Source organism: Klebsiella sp. X13, assembly GCF_003323835.1.
Lineage (GTDB): Bacteria > Pseudomonadota > Gammaproteobacteria > Enterobacterales > Enterobacteriaceae > Klebsiella > Klebsiella ornithinolytica.
Window position 1 is genome coordinate 2,401,579 of record NZ_CP030874.1, and the last position, 14,272, is coordinate 2,415,850.

General features: G+C 51.5%; 15 protein-coding genes. 5 read left to right on the top strand and 10 right to left on the bottom strand.

Features of this window, described 5'->3' with window-relative positions; translation table 11 throughout:
• Positions 1–424 precede the first annotated feature (424 nt).
• On the bottom strand, positions 425–1,864 hold the full coding sequence (locus DSD31_RS11430; RefSeq protein WP_097358215.1) for a colicin-like pore-forming protein: 1,440 nt from the start codon (positions 1,862–1,864) through the stop codon (positions 425–427).
• 830 nt (positions 1,865–2,694) lie between these two features.
• Here DSD31_RS11430 and grxD point away from each other — a divergent pair.
• On the top strand, positions 2,695–3,042 hold the full coding sequence (grxD, locus tag DSD31_RS11435; protein ID WP_004862717.1) for a monothiol glutaredoxin 4: 348 nt from the start codon (positions 2,695–2,697) through the stop codon (positions 3,040–3,042).
• Between the two features lie 52 nt (positions 3,043–3,094).
• Here the strand turns inward: grxD and rnt are convergent, their stop codons facing one another.
• The 4 genes from rnt to DSD31_RS11455 form a co-directional block, all read right to left on the bottom strand.
• The gene (rnt, locus tag DSD31_RS11440) at positions 3,095–3,742 is read right to left on the bottom strand and encodes a ribonuclease T (protein WP_004862716.1); all 648 of its coding nucleotides are present in this window, start codon (positions 3,740–3,742) and stop codon (positions 3,095–3,097) included.
• A 106-nt stretch (positions 3,743–3,848) separates the two neighbouring features.
• Positions 3,849–4,256, bottom strand: coding sequence for a lactoylglutathione lyase (gloA, locus tag DSD31_RS11445; RefSeq protein WP_004862713.1), 408 nt, complete (start codon positions 4,254–4,256; stop codon positions 3,849–3,851).
• 247 nt (positions 4,257–4,503) lie between these two features.
• The gene (nemA, locus tag DSD31_RS11450) at positions 4,504–5,601 is read right to left on the bottom strand and encodes an alkene reductase (RefSeq protein WP_004862710.1); all 1,098 of its coding nucleotides are present in this window, start codon (positions 5,599–5,601) and stop codon (positions 4,504–4,506) included.
• Between the two features lie 53 nt (positions 5,602–5,654).
• Positions 5,655–6,254 carry a TetR/AcrR family transcriptional regulator gene (locus DSD31_RS11455; protein ID WP_004862709.1) on the bottom strand — a complete coding sequence of 200 codons (600 nt, stop codon included), beginning with the start codon at positions 6,252–6,254 and terminating at the stop codon, positions 5,655–5,657.
• Between the two features lie 138 nt (positions 6,255–6,392).
• On the opposite strand from DSD31_RS11455, the gene DSD31_RS11460 reads away from it, so the two are divergent.
• The 3 genes from DSD31_RS11460 to sodC all read left to right on the top strand — a co-directional run bounded on the left by DSD31_RS11460 (position 6,393) and on the right by sodC (position 8,170).
• Positions 6,393–6,632 carry a DUF1289 domain-containing protein gene (locus DSD31_RS11460; RefSeq protein WP_113991051.1) on the top strand — a complete coding sequence of 80 codons (240 nt, stop codon included), beginning with the start codon at positions 6,393–6,395 and terminating at the stop codon, positions 6,630–6,632.
• A 48-nt stretch (positions 6,633–6,680) separates the two neighbouring features.
• A complete protein-coding gene (locus DSD31_RS11465; RefSeq protein ID WP_004862703.1) occupies positions 6,681–7,577 on the top strand; it encodes an aldo/keto reductase in 897 nt (298 codons plus the stop codon).
• Between the two features lie 71 nt (positions 7,578–7,648).
• On the top strand, positions 7,649–8,170 hold the full coding sequence (gene sodC / locus DSD31_RS11470) for a superoxide dismutase [Cu-Zn] SodC (RefSeq protein WP_015584197.1): 522 nt from the start codon (positions 7,649–7,651) through the stop codon (positions 8,168–8,170).
• Here the strand turns inward: sodC and DSD31_RS11475 are convergent.
• Genes DSD31_RS11475 through DSD31_RS11485 form a run of 3 tightly spaced genes read right to left on the bottom strand, consistent with a single transcriptional unit; the run spans position 8,163 to position 11,330 of the window.
• A complete protein-coding gene (locus DSD31_RS11475) occupies positions 8,163–10,187 on the bottom strand; it encodes an FUSC family protein (RefSeq protein WP_113991052.1) in 2,025 nt (674 codons plus the stop codon). The genes sodC and DSD31_RS11475 overlap by 8 nt on opposite strands.
• Positions 10,187–11,083 (bottom strand): efflux RND transporter periplasmic adaptor subunit, encoded by an 897-nt coding sequence (locus DSD31_RS11480; RefSeq protein WP_004862695.1) that lies wholly within the window; start codon positions 11,081–11,083, stop codon positions 10,187–10,189. The genes DSD31_RS11475 and DSD31_RS11480 overlap by 1 nt, the downstream gene beginning before the upstream one ends.
• 10 nt (positions 11,084–11,093) lie before the next feature.
• Positions 11,094–11,330, bottom strand: coding sequence for a DUF1656 domain-containing protein (locus DSD31_RS11485; protein ID WP_004862692.1), 237 nt, complete (start codon positions 11,328–11,330; stop codon positions 11,094–11,096).
• Positions 11,331–11,502: 172 nt separating this feature from the next.
• Here DSD31_RS11485 and slyA point away from each other — a divergent pair, with 172 nt between their 5' ends.
• Positions 11,503–11,943, top strand: coding sequence for a transcriptional regulator SlyA (gene slyA, locus DSD31_RS11490; RefSeq protein ID WP_032687399.1), 441 nt, complete (start codon positions 11,503–11,505; stop codon positions 11,941–11,943).
• A 59-nt stretch (positions 11,944–12,002) separates the two neighbouring features.
• On the opposite strand, the gene DSD31_RS11495 is transcribed toward slyA, so the two are convergent.
• Both DSD31_RS11495 and slyB read right to left on the bottom strand, forming a co-directional pair.
• Complete coding sequence (locus DSD31_RS11495; protein WP_064356991.1) at positions 12,003–13,355, bottom strand: sensor domain-containing diguanylate cyclase; 1,353 nt, start codon at positions 13,353–13,355, stop codon at positions 12,003–12,005.
• Between the two features lie 237 nt (positions 13,356–13,592).
• Positions 13,593–14,060, bottom strand: a complete 468-nt coding sequence (gene slyB, locus DSD31_RS11500) for an outer membrane lipoprotein SlyB (protein WP_004862684.1) — start codon at positions 14,058–14,060, stop codon at positions 13,593–13,595.
• Positions 14,061–14,272 lie beyond the last annotated feature (212 nt).

A 14,272-nucleotide genomic window follows, 5' to 3' on the forward strand; every position in this document is an offset into this window, starting at 1 on the left:
CGATGGCAAGGCAGAATTTCTTGAACAAGCAACTTTTGATAAGTCTGGCTACAAGTAAAGTACATATGTTAATATTTTCGGGGTATAACATGTAATGCTGTTATTAACGGAGGATAATGATGAACAAGTACTTCTCTGATTTGTTTTTATGCCTATGCTTCTACACGCTTGTTTGTGCAATTGTCTTCTCTCGTTCAGAACTCAATACAAATGAAGCTATACTCTTAGCTCTATATTGCATAATAAGTAGCGTGTTTTTTCCATTTGTTGCGAATTTCTTTCGTGAAATTAAGAAAGGGGATATCCCTCTCAAATATTGGAATAATGGAGTTCTCACACTGTGTTTAATTCTCTCGCTGCCATTGGGGATTATTTTGTTTATTTATAAAACAAGCAAGAGATAGTTAGCCTCTTGCTTGTTGAATTAAATGCTAAGGATGAATTTATTTAAATCTTGAAGCGCTTTATCTGTAATTAATGCAGCTGTTATAGCCAGAATTGCAGAAAAGCCAATAATACCGATTGGTGTTGTGGCTATGGCAGCATATGCAGTAACAACTAAGAGAGATGCCAATTTGGTGGCGGCTATTTTTTCACCACCAATGATAGCGTCGTTCCAGGATCCCGTACGAAAACCTTTCACTACTCCGTTAATAAATGCCCCCCATGCTATTGCTTCGCCAACAACACCAAACATTTTACTGAATTTCTGCAACTGTGCAGCCATAGCAGCTTTATCGATAGACTCAAGTGCTTTTGCTATAGCGATTCTGTCAACTTTGTTAAACTTCTTGTTAAGGTTATCTTTATACTTTTCGAATGCAGCCATCGCTTCTGATGCATTACGTAATTTTTTACCCTTTGCTGCTGATTCTAATACCTTAGCCTCATTTAATAATTTATCACCAAATTTTTCCGTTAATGCTTTATAAAAATCAGAAGCTATGCTTATAGCATTCGTTGGAAAAGAGCTGAACAAATCTTGTGCGCTTCGTGAGGCTATTTGCTTTCTCTGTGGATCTGTTTTTGAAAAATTAAGCTCAGGGAACATTTCGCCTGGTGTCTTATTATTTGCTTTTGCTACCGCGACCTTAAGATTTTCAGCTTTGGTGTAGGGACGATCAGATGTTTTAGTGATTGAGGTTACCGTTCCTTGCTCGTTTAATTTTACCGCATATCTAAAGCCCTCAACATTAATATCGAAGAGCCTAATATTTGGCGGCAGGGTTTTCCAGGATGTTTCAGCTTCTTTTTTTGCCCTGGCCTGCCGCTCTGGCTCTCCTTTTGAAAAATCAAGCTCTGGATATAAATCACCTGGTTTTTTATTCTGTGATTTCGCAACTGCGACTTTTAAGTTTTCAGCTTTAGTGTAGGGGCGGGGGGCTGTTTGTGTGACCGCAACTGTTTTACCAAATTGATCAAGATTCACTTTATATTTGAATTGATCAATTGTTGTATCGAATACATCAGGCAATTTGCTCCACTCTCCTGGCTTAATACTCCATCCTTGGGGGGCAATGGAATCATTAGGACTGGTTGAACTACTGCTATTGTTTCCTTTTGCTGATGAAGTTAAAACACCTGAGAATCCGCCAACAGTGTTCGATGTTCGACTACCAGTTCCAGATGATACGGTGTTATTTTCACCCTGAATACTGGCGGTATAACCCCCGGAACCATCACTTTGTATATTAGAAACCTGCGAAGCTGTAATTTGTGTTCCACCGTAGCTATTGAATTGAGAAGCAATGTCTGCCGGTGAAGGTGCACGCATACCTCCGCTACTGCCACCAATACTACCCGAGTCATCTCCACCACTGTGGACGCCATTCGACCAACTTCCACCAAAACCAGTCCAGGCCATATCTGTATCCCTTTTAAAATTATGGTTAAATTTACCAAAAGCTATAACAAGATTAATTTTTGGACAAGGTTATTTTTCATACGATTAGCAGAAGTTATGTGCTTAAGGTTTATTTTTTATCTAAATAAAGGTCCTGGACAGGAGCGTGGCAAACCGCGGCTATCCACTGAAGATGCGGATGGGAAATCACAGAGCGCTGGCTGACGGAATCCAACAGCGAACAGCCTCATGAATCCCTGAATAACCAGACAACGGAGGAATTTATCCGGAGTCTGCAAAAAGGTCCGGATCTCTGATTTAACCTGGCATCGATATTGGGAAGGGAGCACCATCCCGGCGCATAACCTTAACGAACCGGAACGAGGAGCGGGAGGGATGGAAGCGAGACGTTCACGTGGTGAATTTTTCCGTTAACGCTCTGTATCGGGACGACACTCCTGTTTGATGATGGTGGATTATAGGCGTAACCAGGAGGTACGGCATGGAGAGGGGCCTGTGGGCAGGTCACAAAATGGTCTTAAATGATTGATAAAGATAAATAGTAACTGGATTTGTGATGTAACGTTGTGAATTGCAGTGTGTTTTTTAATCAACTTTCTATCTAAAGTGTCGTTTGATTAACAATTGCAAAAAAATAGGCCAGTTATCGACCGCCTTGTACGGAAAGTGCGCAGCAGGACGGTGCGCTGGCTGGTGAAGTAATATTTTTAAGGCAACTTCTGACCACAGAAGATAAAATATAATGAGTGAAAAAAATGTTATTATCTGTCCTGCGTTCAGGACGCTACAATGACAAATTACTGCCGTATAGAAGTTAAGGAAGCATGACAATGAGCACGACTGTAGAAAAAATCCAACGTCAAATCGCTGAAAACCCGATCCTGCTGTACATGAAAGGGTCTCCGAAACTGCCAAGCTGCGGTTTTTCCGCTCAGGCTGTGCAGGCGCTGTCTGCATGCGGCGAGCGTTTTGCCTACGTTGACATCCTGCAGAACCCGGATATCCGCGCGGAACTGCCGAAATATGCGAACTGGCCGACCTTCCCGCAGCTGTGGGTTGATGGCGAGCTGGTTGGCGGTTGCGACATCGTGATTGAAATGTATCAGCGAGGCGAACTGCAGCAGCTGATCAAAGAAACGGCGGCAAAGTACAAGACCGACGAGCCGAAAGCTGAATAAGTCTGCTGCCAGTAAAAAAGCGACTTCCTGTGAAGTCGCTTTTTTTTGTCTCTTACTCTTGTCCGGCAAGCGGTAATGGCCAGCCGCCAAGACGTTTCCAGCGGTTGACGATTTCGCAAAACAGCTGCGCCGTCTGCTCGGTATCGTACAGCGCAGAGTGCGCCTTGGTGCCATCAAACGCCATACCTGCGGCCAGGCAGGCTTTGGACAGCACCGTCTGACCGAGGGCCAGTCCACTCAGCGCCGCGGTATCAAACGTCACGAACGGGTGAAACGGATTACGTTTGAGTCCGGCGCGTTCGGCGGCGGCCATCGTAAAGGTGAGATCGAAGGTCGCGTTGTGCGCCACCATGATGGCACGATTACAATCGTGCTCCTTAATGCCCTTGCGGACCATTTTAAAAATGGCGTGCAGGGCGTCGTATTCGCGCACCGCGCCGCGCTCGGGGTCGTTCGGATTGATGCCGTTAAAGGCCAGCGCTTCAGGCTGCAGATTGGCGCCTTCGAAAGGTTCAACATGAAAATGCAATGTCTCGTCCGGCATTAACCAGCCTTGCTCATCCATTTTCAACGTAATGGCGGCGATCTCAAGCAGGGCGTCGGTTTTAGCATTAAACCCGGCGGTTTCTACATCAATTACCACGGGGTAGAAACCACGAAAACGGTCGCACAGACCATTAAGTTGAACGTTCTCGGACATCTGATTCTCTTAACTGGAAAAAAGTAGCGCGCATTATGGCAAATTTTGCCGCGCCTTGCAGCAGGAAGGGGAAAAACAGCGGGCGCCGATAAGCGCCCGGAGCAGGTTAGTTGCCAAGACCTTTGCCGGCATCTTTCTCTTCAATCAGCTCGATTTTGTAACCGTCCGGATCTTCAACGAAAGCGATCACCGTGGTGCCGCCTTTCACCGGACCGGCTTCGCGGGTGACGTTGCCGCCGTTCTGGCGAATACGCTCGCAGGCTTCGGCGGCGTTATCCACGCTCAGCGCGATATGACCGTAAGCGCTGCCGAGGTCGTATTTGTCAACGCCCCAGTTGTAAGTCAGCTCGATAACCGCCGTATCGCTCTCCTCGCCGTAGCCGACGAAGGCCAGCGAGTATTTGTACTCGGTATTTTCGCTGGTGCGCAGCAGCTTCATGCCCAGCACGTTGGTGTAAAACTCGATAGAACGTTGCAGGTCGCCAACGCGCAGCATGGTGTGAAGTAAGCGCATAGTTTTTATACTCCTTGTTTACAGCCCCTTAGCAGAGACCGTATGTGCAATTGTCTGAATAGCGTAACAAAACGGACAAGGCGTTTCATACCCCTGAGCACTATATCGTAAAAAGGCCGCCATTTCAGGCGGCCTTTACGCCGATCTTTCTTATCGCATCCGCGGACGGCGTGAGTGCGTCCAGGACGTGCAGTCAGATGCGACAGAATACGAGTATAGCGGCTAAACGTCGCCATACCCGGCCGGATTATAACGTCGGGTAGTCGGTATAGCCTTCCGCACCGCCGCCGTAGAAGCTTTCAGGGCGCTGCGGGTTCAGCGCGGCCTTGTGCTGCAGACGTGCGACCAGATCGGGGTTGGCAATATAGTCACGACCGAAGGCGACCGCATCAATTAAGCCTTTGCCGATCAGATCGTTGGCTTTTTCTACCGTATAGGCGCCGGCGCCGATAATCGCCCCCGGGAAGCGATCGCGCACTTTTTGGCGGAATGCGTCGCTGTACGGCTGGCCGCCGGCCCAGTCCGGCTCGGACATGTGCAGATAGGCAATGCCGCGTTTGGCGAGTTCTTCAATCAGATACAGCGCATCGGCTTCTTCGTTCGGGCCATTATCGACATTCTGGAAACTGCCGATTGGCGACACGCGGATCCCGATACGATCGGCGCTCCACTCTTTGCTGACGGCATCGACAACTTCCAGTACCAGACGCGCGCGGTTTTCAACGCTGCCGCCGTATTGATCGGTACGGTGGTTGGAAGAAGGAGACAGGAACTGATGTAGCAGGTAGCCATGCGCAGAGTGCAGCTCTACAAGGTCAAAGCCGGCATCGCGGGCATTGCCGACCGCCTGGCGGAAATCATCGACGATCCCCGGGATTTCATCGAGCTCCAGCGCACGCGGCATGGAGGTGTCGACGCGAATAGCGTGGCCATGCTCATCGCGCAGGGAGGTTCGGGTGCCCGCGCTGATAGCAGAAGGCGCAACCGGCGCTTCGCCGCCGGGCTGCAGGGAGTTGTGGGAAATACGACCGGTATGCCACAGCTGCACGGCGATACGGCCATGTTCAGCGTGAACCCCGGCGGTAATTTTCTGCCATGCCGCGATCTGTTCCGGGCTGTGCAGACCAGGCGCGCCGGCGTAGCCTTTCGCCTGGGCGGAAATCTGCGTGGCTTCGGAGATGATCAGTCCGGAGCTGGCACGTTGACGATAGTACTCTGCCATTAACGGCGTCGGGATATCGCCGGGTTCGATACTGCGCAGACGCGTCAGCGGAGCCATAAATACGCGGTTAGGTACAGTTATTGCACCGACTTTCAGTGGAGAAAACAGTTTTGATTCGGACATAATGACTCCTGAGTAGACCGGTCGTCTTGTAATTCGTTAAATAAAAACGCCTGTTAAACGCCAGGCGCTGCAATAATCTGTTTGGCATGGGCAAGGGCGCTTTCCAGCGGCATTGCGCTGCGGGTAATCTTGGCCTGCAAATTGGCTCCCAGCCACAGGGAGTAAAGCACCTGGGAGAGGGTAAAGGCATCGCCGTCAAATGTCAGGCTCCCTTCCTGGCGACCCTTTTCCAGCGCTTCGCCCAGTAAAGTAATAATCTGGCTGGCGCCTTTGTTCATCTCTTCACGCATGGATTCAGACAAATCGCACACTTCAGCGGAGAGCTTGACCGTCAGGCAACCGCTGATAATACCCTGCTGGCAAAACTGCGTCAGGGTGTGCTGGTAATAAGCCAGCAGGCGGTCGCGATAGGTTCCTTCGCCGTGAGCAAAATGGTCAACCAGGCGGCGGATATAGCCAGCATAGTGATATTCAAGCAGCGCGACGCCGTAAGCTTCTTTAGAGCGAAAATAGTGGTAGAAAGAGCCTTTCGGCACTTCCGCTATTTTCAGCAGCTCGCTCAGGCCCATTCCGGTAAAACCGCGGTGCATGCACAGCTGTTCACCGGTCAGCAGAATATGTTCGCGGGTATCGTATTCACAATGTTTGTTCATGGCGCTCACTGTAATAGACCGATTGGTCTAATGCAAGCAAAAAAAAGTCGCCTGGGGCAGAGGCTGAACAACAAAAGTTGCGAAGCAGAGTTGAAACGTCTTCAATAAAAGACACAGAGAAGTCGCCGGAGGCGTGGAGTGGCAGAGCAGCTGGAGTTTTTCCCGGTACAGAGTCCATGCCGGGGAATTTGTCAGTCGGACGAACGTGGATTTTGTCGCGGTTGCTTTCGTAGTCGCGAAGAGCGTTTTCACTGGCAAACAATGAGTGATGTCCAGAAGCAAGACGTGCTGCGCCTGTGCCGGCAGCGTCTGTTGCGCAAATTACGCGCGAATAAATCGCAGGCCGAGGAAGAACCACAGCAGCCTTCACTGTTTTAATGGCAAAATTGCGTATACTCAACACACTTTTTTGTTGAGGACGTTGTTATGGTTCAGCGTATTGCTATGGCCCCACAGGGGCCGGAATTCTCGCGTTTTGTGATGGGCTACTGGCGTTTGATGGACTGGAATATGTCCGTGAACGAGCGGGTCAGCTTTATTGAGCAGCACCTGGATCTGGGCGTGACTACGGTTGATCACGCAGATATTTACGGTGATTATCAGTGCGAAGCGGCCTTTGGCGAGGCGCTGAAGCAGGCTCCGCATCTGCGTAGCCGCATGGAAATCGTCAGCAAGTGTGGGATTGCCACTAAAGCCCGCGCCGAAAACACCATCGGCCACTATATCACCGACCGCGATCATATCGTCTTAAGTGCCGAGCAGTCCTTGCGCAATCTGGCGACCGACCATCTTGATTTGCTGCTGATTCACCGCCCGGATCCGTTAATGAATGCGGATGAGGTGGCGGAGGCCTTTCTCGCACTGCATCACAGCGGCAAAGTTCGCCACTTTGGCGTCTCCAACTTTACGCCGGCGCAGTTTACGCTGCTGCAATCGCGTCTGCCGTTTACGCTGGCCACCAACCAGGTTGAAATCTCCCCGGTACACCAGCCGCTGCTGCTGGATGGTACGCTGGATCAGCTGCAGCAGCTGCGTATCCGGCCAATGGCCTGGTCTTGTCTCGGCGGCGGGCGCTTGTTTAATGATGAAAGCTTCCAGCCGCTGCGTGATGAGCTGGCGCAAGTGGCTCAGGAGCTGAATGCTGAGAGCATTGAGCAGGTGGTTTATGCGTGGATCCTGCGTCTGCCGTCGCAGCCGTTGCCGATTATCGGCTCCGGTAAAATTGAGCGTGTGCGCTCTGCCGTGGTGGCCGAAAAACTGAATATGTCTCGTCAGCAGTGGTTCCGCATCCGCAAAGCCGCGTTGGGCTACGACGTACCATAATCCTCTCACCGCCTCCGCAATGGCCGTCTCTGGTTTACACTTATCAGGGACAGAGCCATTCTGGAGGTGTTATGCAACGATGTATCCTCGCCATATTGACTTTAGCGATCTCAGCGGGCGCGCAGGCGGCCAGCGAAAACGTGGATCTCAATCTTGTTACCCGCCAAAGCGTGGGCCAGGCCATTGGCAGCGTTAAAATCAGCGAGACCGCAAAGGGGCTGGAATTTACCCCAGATCTCAAAGCGCTACCGCCGGGTCGACATGGTTTTCACATTCATGCTAACGGTAGCTGCCAGCCGGCGATAAAAGAGGGTAAAGCCGTCGCTGCCGGTGCCGCCGGCGGACATTACGACCCGCAACAGACCGGGAAACATGAGGGGCCCGAGGGGCGCGGGCATCTGGGCGACCTGCCGGTACTGGTAGTCAACAGCGACGGGAAAGCCACCCGGCCGGTGGTGGCGCCGCGGCTTAAAACGCTGGATGAGGTACGGGGAAAAGCCCTGATGGTCCACATTGGTGGCGACAATATGTCCGACAGTCCGCAGCCCCTTGGCGGAGGCGGCGAACGTTTTGCCTGCGGGGTGATTAAGTAGCTCTTTCGGTTATCGTCCCGACCTCAGGTGCCTGCTCAAGTTGAGACAGGGCGCAATACAGCCGCCAGATCACGGCGGCCAGCTCTTTTGCCGCCGGCTGGTGATGGTGGTTCAGGGTATCGCAAATTCGCTGTAGCTCCTGCAAGGTTGAGGCCAGAGGACGCTGCTGGACGCCGCGCTCGCTCATGACATCCCGGAGCAGACTGATGCATAAATCCCGCACCTGCGAGAGCGGGTCAGAGCGGGTTTCCCACTCGCGAAGCTGCCAGACCACGTGCGAACAGTTAAGCAGCACCACGCCCCAGCGCAGCAGCCAGCGGCGCGCGAGAGCATCCTGGCTGTTACTTAACTGACTGATGTGATGGTAGACCAGCGATTCAAACTCGTGCTCGCTATGCTGAGGGCGGCGGCTCAGCTGATCGACAAAGTGACGGCGTAACGCCTTTATGTGCCGGCGGCTCTTGCGCGCATCGGAACCGGGACTGATCACCGCAAAAGCAAGCCAGGCAAAGCCAACGCCAATGATTTTTCCAAGATTGTCGTTGAGAAACGAGGCAAAGTCGTAGACCGGCGGGTTGGTCACCGAAATAAACGACCCCATGAACACAATCAATTGTCCCCAGAGACCCGCCAGCTTTGGCATCTGCAGTTTGAGCAGTTGCATGGTGGTGAGCAGCGGGAAAAGGAACAGCAGGAACTGCCACAGGTCGGTTATCTGCACCATCAGACCGAACTTCACCCCGAAGCTGAATAGCGACAGCAATATCAGCGTACGCATCAGCAGGCTCAGCGATTTGAACGGCGAGGGTGAGACTGAATAAAGCACGCAGCAAATCGCCGCCAGGGTGAGCGCTGCGGCGCAGGACTGCCACTGGGTGCTGATACCCCAGGCACCCACCGCAACCAGCGCACAGAACGTTCTGATACCGTTCCACAACGCTTCGGCCTGATCGGTATGACGCGCTAACGCCGGGGCGGAAGGAACATTAAATTCGGCGATTACCGAGGCGTTTTCCACGCGGCGGAGCCAGCGACTGCTGTCCAGATACAGGCGGCAGAAATAGCGCAGGCGCTTCCAGAACGCGAGATGGCGATAGTCGGCATCGGCGGGAGGCGCCAGCGGGGCGATTATCCGTGCGACAGCGTAAAAATCGGCCCGTGGATTAGCCAGCGCGGTAAGCAGCGTTTCCAGCACTTCGCGGGTCTGCGCCGGCGCGGCCGGCCAGTTCACTAACATCCGGCGCAGGCTGGAAATTACGCTGGTCAGCCGCAGCTGCTGGTGGAGTAAATAGTTCAGCAGCGGATTCTGACGGCGAAAACGGTAATGACTCCAGAAGGCCTGAATTCGCAGCAGGTTCATGGTCAGGATTTGCCCGATCACGCTTTCGTGGGCGGTACGAATGGCATCGGTGGTTTCCGGCACCCACAGCAGACTGGCGTGCTCAAGCAGACGAGCATGCATATTTTTCAATGCCGTCAGCAGCGCAGTGCCATCCGAGGTACTGGGCATCATCATCATCATCAGCCCGCCGCACAGGATACCGACGATAACCTCGCACACTCGCGACTGCGCGATAGTCCACAGCTCGTTGGCGTCGGTAATGTTGATAACCGGAAAGGCGATAATGGCGCAGGTATAGCCGGCGAGCTGGAAGGCGTAGGCTACGTTGTTGGTATACATCGCGCAGGCCCAGGTGCAGAGTGCAATCCACGCCGAAATGCTGAATAAAAATAGCCAGGGGTCGTTTAGCGTATGCCCGGCGAGCAGTAGCGCGGCGCAGGCGCCGAGCAGGCTTCCGGCAATACGCCCGAAGCTCTTACTGATCACGCCACCCACCGTCGGGAAGCTGACGACGGCGGCAGAGGTCATCGCCCAGTAAGGCTCATCAAGATCCAGCCAGTAGGCAATACTCAGCGCGAGACACATCGCAATGCCGTTACGCAGGGCATAGCGCCATTGCGGACGGCTGGCTTTAACCCAGGGAAGAGCACGCCATGACGAGACCTGCAGTTTCATCAGGGTTCGCCAATTGAGACGGTGCAGGTGGTCCCGGAAACCAGCGTCGTATCCGCAGGCAAACTGTTGAGTTCGATGCGCACCGGTACGCGCTGGGCCAGACGAACCCACGGGATATTCGGTTTAATATTGGCAACCAGGCTGTTCCCGCCTTCGACGCTTTGGTCGACGATGGCGCGACCGATACTGGATACGTGACCCTGTAACGTTTGTTTACTGCTGTACAACACTATCTGCGCATTATCGCCAGAGCGAATATGGCGCAGCTTAGTTTCTTCAAAATAACCAATGACATAAAACGAATTGCTATCGACAAGGGCGAAAACCGGGTGGCCTGCCGAGGCGTAGTCGCCCACGCGGGTCGTTAAGTTTGTCACCCAGCCATCTACCGGCGATTTCACGGCCGTCTGGCCAAGCTGCCATTGCGCGTGCTCCAGACTGGCCTGCGCCACGCCGACCACCGCTTTGGCGGCCTCAAGGTTGGTGGTGGCGGTGTCCAGCGCGGTATTGGCGCTTTCCAGATCTTCGGCGGAGATGGCCTCTTGCGAAAGATGACGACGACGACGGGCATCACTGGCCGCTTTCGTTTGCTCCGCTTTGGCTTTAGCCATTTCCGCTTGCGCTTTCGCGAGCTGCGCTTCGGCGTTGAGAGCGGCAATACGATAGGGGGTGTCATCGATCCTGAACAGAACGTCGCCGGCTTTGACCAGCTGGTTATCGCGCACGTTCAGCTGGAGGATGCTGCCAGAGACCTGCGGCGTAATGCTGACCTGTTCGGCGCGGACTTTGCCATCCCGGGTCCACGGCGATTGCGTGTAATAGTTCCAGACCAGCCAGGCGGCAATGATGGCGAGTGCGGCGACCAATAAGGTCGAGAGGTATTTGAGTTTTTTCATGTCGTGAACATTACCAGGCAGTCAGTAAAACCAGAGCCAGACACACAGAGAGTGCAAACAGGGACAGATCCATCAGCAAGGGATGCCAGATATCGCCGGCATACATCCAGTCTCGCAGCTGGCGGTGAATAACCAGCCAGATAAAAAATCCCAGCAATACGGCTTTAAACAAGGGGGGAAAGTAAATTGACGCACCGAATACCAGGTCCTGGAGCGCCAATCCGGAAGTGTTAAGACTCAGTTTCACAAGCAAAAATCCTTTGCCATTGCAGGGAGAATGTTCAGAGCATGCTACTATTACACATTGTAAATCATTGTTTTGAATTTGGTGTATCAGGTAATTCATTTGTTTTGATTATTCAAATGCTGCACACTATTCTAAAATCAGTATAATAACTTAGCAAGCTAATTATAAGGAGATGAAATTGGAATCGCCACTGGGTTCTGATCTGGCACGTTTAGTGCGCGTCTGGCGCGCGCTGATCGACCATCGCCTGAAACCTCTGGAGTTAACGCAGACCCATTGGGTCACGTTGCACAATATTCATCAGCTGCCTCCTGAGCAGTCGCAGATTCAACTGGCGAAAGCTATTGGTATCGAGCAACCCTCACTGGTGCGTACGCTGGATCAGCTGGAAGAGAAAGGGCTTATTTCTCGCCAGACTTGTGCAAACGACCGGCGCGCGAAACGAATCAGGTTAACGGAAAAAGCCGAGCCGCTGATCAACGAAATGGAAGAAGTGATCGGCAAGACGCGAGATGAGATTCTGTCTGGTGTGTCGGCAGAAGAGGTCGCTACGCTGCTCAATTTAATCCGTAAACTGGAACAAAATATCCTCGATCTTCAGGCAAAAGATTAATTTATTCAGGGCCCTGAGCATTCAAGGCCCTTTTTTATTGCTTTTGATTGTCCATTTATTCACTCCTGCCAGACAACCACCTGATTGCGCCCACTGTTCTTGGCATGATACATGGCGGCATCGGCTCGCTTCACATACTCCTCGGCACTGAGCGTCCCGTCGGTGGTGGTGAATACCCCGGCGCTGATGGTCATTCTTTCCGGAAGATCATCTTGCTGTTCATTTATCGCAAGACGGATACGTTCTGCTATTGTCAGGGCCTCTTGCTGCCCCGTATTGACCAACAGCAGAGCGAACTCTTCGCCGCCGATTCGGGCAGCCGTATCCTGCGTACGAATATTTTGCTGTAAAACATTCGCCGCAAACTGGATGACTCTATCACCCTGTATATGTCCGTAGTTATCGTTAATGCGTTTAAAAAAGTCGAGGTCGCAGACGACCACGGAAAGCGGCTGTCTGACTGATACCGTCGGCAGCAGGGCGGTGAGGGTATCGTAAAAGTGGCTGCGATTGTACAACCGGGTCAGCGAATCACGGATCGAGTTTTGATAAGAGTTCACGTATTTATCCTCGGATTCCCGATAAAGGCTAAACACATCGTACAACAATATAAAGAACATAAATAACGTACTGAGTACTTCAAAGAAACGAGCGTGATACCACGCATTTTCTGAACTGCCGTTTGCAAGCAGCAGAAAAAGCAATGTAAAAATATATGCACTGCAAAAAAAGGAACCGCTGAACCAAAATATATTGCGCAGCTGAGTGATGAAAATTAGTAATACCAGTGTTATTAACCATCCAATGGCTAACAGGCAGCCGACGATATTTCGCCATAGTTCGGAATGAATAAGCGTGTCATTGTCAATTAAAGCTGCCGTCAGTAATGAATGATGACTTGAATACAACCATGACAGAGTAATAACAATTATTGTGAAACCAATGCAAAATGTCAGAATAAGCACATGTGCTTTTCGGGTGAGCTTCTCGCTATGACGAAAGGCGTACAAAATGGTCGCGGTGATAAACAGTACCATCATCATCATATTGCGGAAAGTATAGAAGATCAGCGCATCGTTTGCATTGGCATAAAGTCCCGAGTCACACAGGAACCAGCCCGGATAGCTACTGAGTGTCCCAAACATCAACGAAGAGGAACCGGCGAAGGCGCAGGCGATAGCGATCAGGTACAAGCGTTTTCTGTCACACCAGTATTTCATTACCATAAAACATGCAATTGTGATGTGGAGTATTAATAATAAAATAGTTAATACGGGGAAGAGTAAGGGATTAAACGCAGGTATACGATTAATTGCTGAGGCGGAGAATAAATGTATGGCCCCCATCATAAGAGCGCAGATACTCAGATAGATAAAAACTCGCAGTACTAAGCGTTTTCTATTAATAAGCATGCATTACATCCTTGCAAAAATATTTTTCCATTCTGCGGTACTGTGGCAGGGCGACATACCGATAATACAATATGGTAAATAATAAATGTTGAGCGAAAGCAAATGTTGAATGGTTATTAGAAAATGACTGGATGATTCTAAAAACGATGCCGGGCACCATACTATCAGGTGAGAGTAGCTATATTAACAACAGGGAAAAGCAGGGCGGCCATAAAGACCGCACTGAGAGGTTCAAACTTAACGTGGGGAAACGGTAACCTGGCTGCCGCTGCCGGCAATCGCCACGCGCTGACCGACAGAGAACGGCGTGGTACCCTGTTTCTGCACGACCAGGATGGTATTGCCGTCATCCTTACGGATTTCCAGCTCAACGCCCTGAGTTTTGTTCATTGCGCCCTGTACGCCCTGTCCGGCTACGCCGCCGGCGACTGCGCCTGCTGCGGTTGCCAGAGAGCGGCCAGTACCGCCGCCGATGGTATTACCGAGGAACCCCCCCAGTACCGCACCACCGATAGCACCGATAGCATTGCTGTCATCACCGCTCTGGATCTGAACTGCACGGGTATGAACAATGGTCCCGTAGGTGACGCTTTGCACCTGTTTGGCTTCCGATGCGGAGTAAACGTCTCCGGAGAGGCCGCTGCTGCTCACGCAACCTGCAAGCGATAAACCAATCATCGAGACAGCCAAAACACGTAAAATCATTTATGAATCTCCTTCACCGAATAGTGTTCTGTTGAACGTCCATGCGTTCAATTATATGGCATTTCATCGTCGGCTGGCATACCTCCGGCATGGACTATACAAAAAATAATAATCCGTTCCTCTTCAACTTAACATAAACATAAGTTCTTTACGTAATGCGCAATCTTTCGCGCTTTAGTGTTAATAAACGTTAGTGCGCCGTAGCATTGCCC

Coding starts and splice junctions, on each gene's coding strand:
- DSD31_RS11455 (WP_004862709.1), bottom strand. CDS start 6,254: ATGAACAAACATTGTGAATACGATACCCGCGAACATATTCTGCTGACC.
- DSD31_RS11495 (WP_064356991.1), bottom strand. CDS start 13,355: ATGCTTATTAATAGAAAACGCTTAGTACTGCGAGTTTTTATCTATCTG.
- DSD31_RS11480 (WP_004862695.1), bottom strand. CDS start 11,083: ATGAAAAAACTCAAATACCTCTCGACCTTATTGGTCGCCGCACTCGCC.
- sodC (WP_015584197.1), top strand. CDS start 7,649: ATGCAACGATGTATCCTCGCCATATTGACTTTAGCGATCTCAGCGGGC.
- rnt (WP_004862716.1), bottom strand. CDS start 3,742: ATGTCCGAGAACGTTCAACTTAATGGTCTGTGCGACCGTTTTCGTGGT.
- nemA (WP_004862710.1), bottom strand. CDS start 5,601: ATGTCCGAATCAAAACTGTTTTCTCCACTGAAAGTCGGTGCAATAACT.
- DSD31_RS11475 (WP_113991052.1), bottom strand. CDS start 10,187: ATGAAACTGCAGGTCTCGTCATGGCGTGCTCTTCCCTGGGTTAAAGCC.
- grxD (WP_004862717.1), top strand. CDS start 2,695: ATGAGCACGACTGTAGAAAAAATCCAACGTCAAATCGCTGAAAACCCG.
- slyB (WP_004862684.1), bottom strand. CDS start 14,060: ATGATTTTACGTGTTTTGGCTGTCTCGATGATTGGTTTATCGCTTGCA.
- DSD31_RS11430 (WP_097358215.1), bottom strand. CDS start 1,864: ATGGCCTGGACTGGTTTTGGTGGAAGTTGGTCGAATGGCGTCCACAGT.
- DSD31_RS11465 (WP_004862703.1), top strand. CDS start 6,681: ATGGTTCAGCGTATTGCTATGGCCCCACAGGGGCCGGAATTCTCGCGT.
- slyA (WP_032687399.1), top strand. CDS start 11,503: ATGAAATTGGAATCGCCACTGGGTTCTGATCTGGCACGTTTAGTGCGC.
- gloA (WP_004862713.1), bottom strand. CDS start 4,256: ATGCGCTTACTTCACACCATGCTGCGCGTTGGCGACCTGCAACGTTCT.